The organism is Cysteiniphilum sp., assembly GCF_057495195.1.
The window spans coordinates 1-5,419 of record NZ_JBXTEF010000080.1; the positions used below are offsets into that span (position 1 = coordinate 1).

General features: G+C 31.7%; 5 protein-coding genes. 1 reads left to right on the forward strand and 4 read right to left on the reverse strand.

Annotated elements, in window-relative coordinates; genetic code table 11:
- The 3 genes from ACY10D_RS07430 to ACY10D_RS07440 all read right to left on the reverse strand — a co-directional run.
- A partial coding sequence (locus ACY10D_RS07430; RefSeq protein WP_487000121.1) for an AAA family ATPase occupies positions 1-551 on the reverse strand: 551 nt, incomplete at its 3' end.
- A gap of 102 nt (positions 552-653) precedes the next feature.
- Entirely contained in the window at positions 654-2,171 is a 1,518-nt protein-coding gene (locus tag ACY10D_RS07435; RefSeq protein WP_487000122.1) for a replication initiation protein, read from the reverse strand.
- A gap of 635 nt (positions 2,172-2,806) precedes the next feature.
- Positions 2,807-3,949: an MFS transporter gene (locus ACY10D_RS07440; protein ID WP_487000123.1), complete on the reverse strand. Its 1,143-nt coding sequence runs from the start codon at positions 3,947-3,949 to the stop codon at positions 2,807-2,809.
- Positions 3,950-3,987: 38 nt separating this feature from the next.
- Between ACY10D_RS07440 and ACY10D_RS07445 the strand changes: the two genes are divergently transcribed.
- On the forward strand, positions 3,988-4,821 hold the full coding sequence (locus ACY10D_RS07445) for a hypothetical protein (RefSeq protein ID WP_487000124.1): 834 nt from the start codon (positions 3,988-3,990) through the stop codon (positions 4,819-4,821).
- A gap of 98 nt (positions 4,822-4,919) precedes the next feature.
- Here ACY10D_RS07445 and ACY10D_RS07450 read toward each other — a convergent pair whose 3' ends face one another.
- Complete coding sequence (locus ACY10D_RS07450) at positions 4,920-5,126, reverse strand: Arc family DNA-binding protein (protein ID WP_487000125.1); 207 nt, start codon at positions 5,124-5,126, stop codon at positions 4,920-4,922.
- Between the last annotated feature and the right edge of the window lie 293 nt (positions 5,127-5,419).

The following is a 5,419-nucleotide window of genomic DNA, read 5'->3' on the forward strand; positions in this document are numbered from 1 at the left end:
CCCACCCATTCACCATAAAAAGCAGCTTCCATAACAACGCTTTTGGAAGTTACTATTGATTGTAAAGCCAATCCACTTTTTGATAACTGATCTAATAATTGTTCACTTAAACGGTGGCGCTTTTGATATTTAGAAGCTAGCAACTTGAAAGGTTTTCCGCTCATTTTAGGTAACTCAATAGCACTAGATAAATTGTTTTGATCTAAAAAGCTTGGTGAGCATGGTAATATAATTAAATCTGATAATAATATAGCTTTAAATGCGGCTTGCATATAATTTGGCGGGGTATCTAGAATTATAAAGTCATATTGATTCTTTAATTCCTGAATGTGATTACTTGGAGTTTCATCAAATAATGGCATAACAAATTTAATTCCTTTTTCCCTATCACCTCCTTGTTTTGACCATTCTATAGCGTCTGGTTTATCTTTATCCATATCGCAAACAATTGCTTTATAGCCAAGTTCTATTAACGCCCCTGCTAAATTAATCGCTGTGGTTGTTTTACAACTTCCACCTTTAGATTGACTTATTCCAATAACTTTACCCATGTAAGTTCTCCATAAATTGTCTAGGCACGAAACATTATCACACAACACTGTTGAATATTCAACAATTATTGTCTAGTAGTCACGCGCGTGACTAAAGCCAGTTTAAACTAAATCCGCAATAGCAACTTTCAACATAGTAATTTCTTTCTCAACCAGTCCTTTAGCTTTTCCGCTTACTTCCTCAAGCTCAGTTTTCTTAGCTTCTAATTCTGCCTTAAGCTTTGCAATCCTTTCTTCCTTGGTTGCAACTTCTAGTTCTTCAACTAAAGACTTAATTTTACTGTAGTTTAAAATATCGCCTTTAAATCTTAGTGTGAGATAATAAGGTGACATACTTTCTAAATCTTCATATTGAGCCACAACATCCTTTAAGCATCTAAGCATATCGATCTCTAATTCATCAGTTAGCTTTTCGTTGGCTTCATGCTTTGCAAGTAAAACAAGTATTTGCTGCTCATTGTTATTGATATAGGTATCAAAACCATTAAATCGTTCAATTTCTTGAGCTTTACGATCTTGCGCCAATTCTTCTGCAAAATTCATTGCTGCCTTAATTTCTTTTGAGCTTTTATTATTGGCAGAGCTTTCAATACAAGATACCAGATAGCCGCTAATATTTTTAATGTCTCTGCCTTTTTGAATCTCACCTAATAATTTTTCAATGCCAAGCTTGCAGGCATCTTCTCCATAACCTCTAACATACTCTAATGCTTTATTTCTTGGTATACCATAAGATTGAAGTTGCGCTGATATAATCATTTCTTGGTCATTTAAATCAAAATTAAGTGGCTCATCTGGCTTTTGGTGCTCTATTTCTTGAGTTTGGCTTTTTGGTTGATCTATTTGTTTGTTTGTATCTTTTTTCTGAGAAAATTTGAGGGTTATGTCGGTGAAGCGTTTGCCTGTTTTGTGGAGTTCGTAATTAAAAGATATGTCACTAAAGTTATTTAGATCACTCTTGATAACATCTAAAACCTTTGCTCTAAATGTTTGGAAGCTCCTGTATTTATCTAATAAATTCATTTTATCCTTAAACTCATCAACTCCTATTTGAATTGAGTTTTTCCTATAGGCACTCATTAAATGCTTTAATGATATATAAAGTCTAATTGCATTATGGTTTTTTATGTTTGCAACATATTTAAAATCAATTTTTGCATAGGTCACGAATGCGACAATCCTGTCTAAAATCTTTCTGTTTATTTCAATATATAATTCACCCGTTTTATTTAAATAGCTAAGTTCAGTAAACCATGTATACGAAGAACCTGAATCGCCATCTTTTAGATTCAATGGGTGGGGTGTTTCAATGGTTTTAGATTTTAATGACCTTCTAACCTTGTTTATTTCTCTTGCTAAATGTTCACCTCTAACCCTTGTAACTTCCTGAAATTCCTCTCTACTAATTATATATTCATTAGGAATATCTTTTATATACTCTTTTAAATGAGATGGTATGTCTGTAACTTCAAGCTTAGGTAAATACACCCCATACTGAGAGATTTTAGAAAACAATAGTAATATTACTTTCACTTCGTTTGTAGTCCATGTGTGTTCTGACTTCAAATCAGCAAATACGCCAGAAACTAAAAAACTTTTATCCACTAATTTATCTGCCATTCAATATCCTTTAAATATAATATTACCATTAAAAAACATTAAAGCAACTTATTTTTATTAGTTGCTTTATCTCACCATTTAGTTGCTTTATCTCACCATTTGGTTGCTTTATCTAATATATTTTCTACTAATATTCAAATAATATACCTTATATAAACCCTTATATAATATGGCATATCGGGAATAACAACTAAAGTTAATTAGTTAACTTTTTAACTAAGATTATTTTTTATTCAATAATTTACAATCTATCTAATAGATTAAATAAAATAATAGATCTAATCTATCTAAGATGAGATTGATTGATTTTTAAAATTGATGTTATTATCTATAGGTCAATAAGAAAAAGGATTTAAGATGAGTCGAATAACCTACATATACCCTCTTTTATTTATTATGGCAGGTTACTGTGCTTCAATGCTAACCTACTACTCACAAACTATTTCTGTAATCGGTTATATGACAATAGGAATTGGAATCTTGTATTTAGCTATGATTATGCTATATGATTTTGTGGAGTCTTTTTTAAAGACCTTTAAAAATAGCACTTCAAAAAAGTATGCGATATTATTGTTATATGTGATTTTGTTTATTGGACTGGGGGTTGTTGTTTTAAACAAGAATTACTTGATACATCAATTAGTTAATTTACTATCGTTAGTTTGATACTTTACATTTATGAAGAATGCTAATATCAATGGGATTATAAACATCATAGGAAGTATTGAAAAAGCATAACTAAAATCACTTGCAGTATACGCCCCAGCGCCATTTAGATGATGGCTTGCATGATTATCAATTAATATACCAACAACAGGATCAAGTATTGCGCTACTCAACATAACCGCCATGTTGTTAACAGCTGTCATAATTCCTATATTTTCTTTCTTGATTAATCGACCCAAAACAGCAAAACTCAGTGCTTGACCTGATGCGCTTGTGCCATAGATGAAAAATACTATAGGCAATAACCATAGTGGTAATGTGACGTAACCGAACAGGGAAAATGAAAATATTAATCCTAACGCAGTAAATATAATAAGTGGTATACGATAAGATTTTAAAAAATTAGTCATTATACCAATTAGAATACTACCAATACCAACTCCAAGCCAAGTAATTGAAACATATCCTGCTGCCGTTTCAGTTGTTAGATGATATTGCAAAGCTATAGCAGACGTTCCCCAAAGTCCTGCGAACAATTGGACAGGTGTCCAGATGAAAAACGCAAAGCTTATGCAAATCCATACTTGAGGCTTTTTGAATGTATCTTTTAAGCTTTTAATTTGGGTTATGAAATTATTATTAGCTTCATTAACCTTTGAATTTGGCAATTTCCATGCAACTAGAATAACTACAACTAAGCCAATTATAGCAATAATAACTGAAGTCATTCTCCAACCAATATTATTAACCATTGATGCAACAGGATAACCTGAGATCATATCCCCTATATTTCCTGAAAATTGAACTACACCAATTAAAACAGGTGCTGCTGCGATAGGAAAATAGCGCAAAACTGCACCAAACCCAACAATAGTAGATGCTGCTGCAAAAGAACCTATAACTGCTCTTGATATAGATGCTGATTCAATACTATGACTCATGCTAAAGGCGATCAAACCTATAGAACAGATAGACAAAGCTAAAATAAATAGCCTTTTTAAGCCAATTGTATCCATTAATATGCCAGTTGGTATTTGCATAAGTACGTAAGCATACAAATAGCTACCTGAAACAATACCTATCCCTGTTGCATTAGTTCTTAGATCATTCATCAACGGAGTAACCATGCTTTGGATAGAGCTGCGTATTAATGGATCAAAACCATAAAAAAATGCTACAATTAGCACAATATAGACTAATAATTTTCTATTTGATGGATCAATTTTCACCTAAAAAACCTATTACATTATTTCAAACTGCAAAAAAGTCTAGCTTACACGAAACATCTGATCAATTAATATCAGACTTTGAATCTGTTTATTGCGAGGATGAACTGATAAATTCAATTACTGATATGATTGTTGTAAAAGATCTAAATAGCCGATTAATAAAATGCAATAGGGCGCTTAGCATGAATGCAGGGTTAAGTAATCCTAGAGATATTTATATGAAAACAGATTTAGACATGATCTGGAGTGATGGCAATTTAACTCCATCATTTTTAACTAAAGATAAAATGATAAACAGTGGAATTTCACAATTAAATATAGGTCGATATAAATACAAGTCTGGATATAAAACCCTATTAATTAAGAGGTTTCCAGTTTATAAAAATGGATTTATTATATCCAATATAACTATATTACATGAGATATTTGAAGTAACTACACAAAAAATCATAGATCAGGCATATGTAATGGGAGTTACGTTAGATGACGAACTCATTATTGATAAAATAGAACATCAATTTTCAAGGAAAGATCAATTAGAGCAATATAATTTAACAGTAAAGGAAAAAGAGGTTTTATTTTGGTTTACAAGGTTAGATTCAGCTAAAGCCGTTGCTTTAAAGATGTATAAATCTCACCACACAATTTACGATACTATAGAGCGGCTCAAAAAAAAGCTTAAGGTAAATAACAATAATCAGCTTAGGGAAAAAGTTTTTGATACAGGCTTGATATATGAACTGCTAAATTTATGAAAATACCCGAAAAGTTCGGGTATGTAAAAAAAATCAACTTGTTATAATTTTAACCAAGAGAGTGGAGCTATAACAGGATGGTTTATGATGATGTTATACTATTTTAATGAAGATAGTACCGATTCTGCATTTGCGATAATGTCACGCAACTTTGTAGCATTGCTAGAATCTTCTTTGTCTATACAATATTCAATCATATTAATAATTTCAGCATTCATTGATCTTTTTGTATCAATAGTTCGTTGTCTAAGTTTATCTGCTAATTTCTCAGGTATTCTCAGTGTTAACTGGTATTCAAGCTTCATACATATTCTCAAAAATAAAATAATTTTAATGATAAAAGAGTTGAAAAGATAGAAACTATTAGATAGGATGGTTTTAGATCGAACGAATCATAATGATTCGCAAATAAAGTGGGGGCAGTCCATAGCCGCTACGGCGGTTCTGGATGAAACCACAAATAAAGGAACAAACAAAGGGCGAGGTGGATTGCCGTTATTGCAACGGCATGAAGCTTAGTAAAAAAGTTAACTTAATAATAAGTTAATCAAACATACAACAACACAAGAGGCGATAGCGGATTGCCACTGTTAAGGTG

Coding starts and splice junctions, on each gene's coding strand:
- ACY10D_RS07435 (WP_487000122.1), bottom strand. CDS start 2,171: ATGGCAGATAAATTAGTGGATAAAAGTTTTTTAGTTTCTGGCGTATTT.
- ACY10D_RS07440 (WP_487000123.1), bottom strand. CDS start 3,949: ATGAATGATCTAAGAACTAATGCAACAGGGATAGGTATTGTTTCAGGT.
- ACY10D_RS07445 (WP_487000124.1), top strand. CDS start 3,988: ATGGATCAAAACCATAAAAAAATGCTACAATTAGCACAATATAGACTA.
- ACY10D_RS07450 (WP_487000125.1), bottom strand. CDS start 5,126: ATGAAGCTTGAATACCAGTTAACACTGAGAATACCTGAGAAATTAGCA.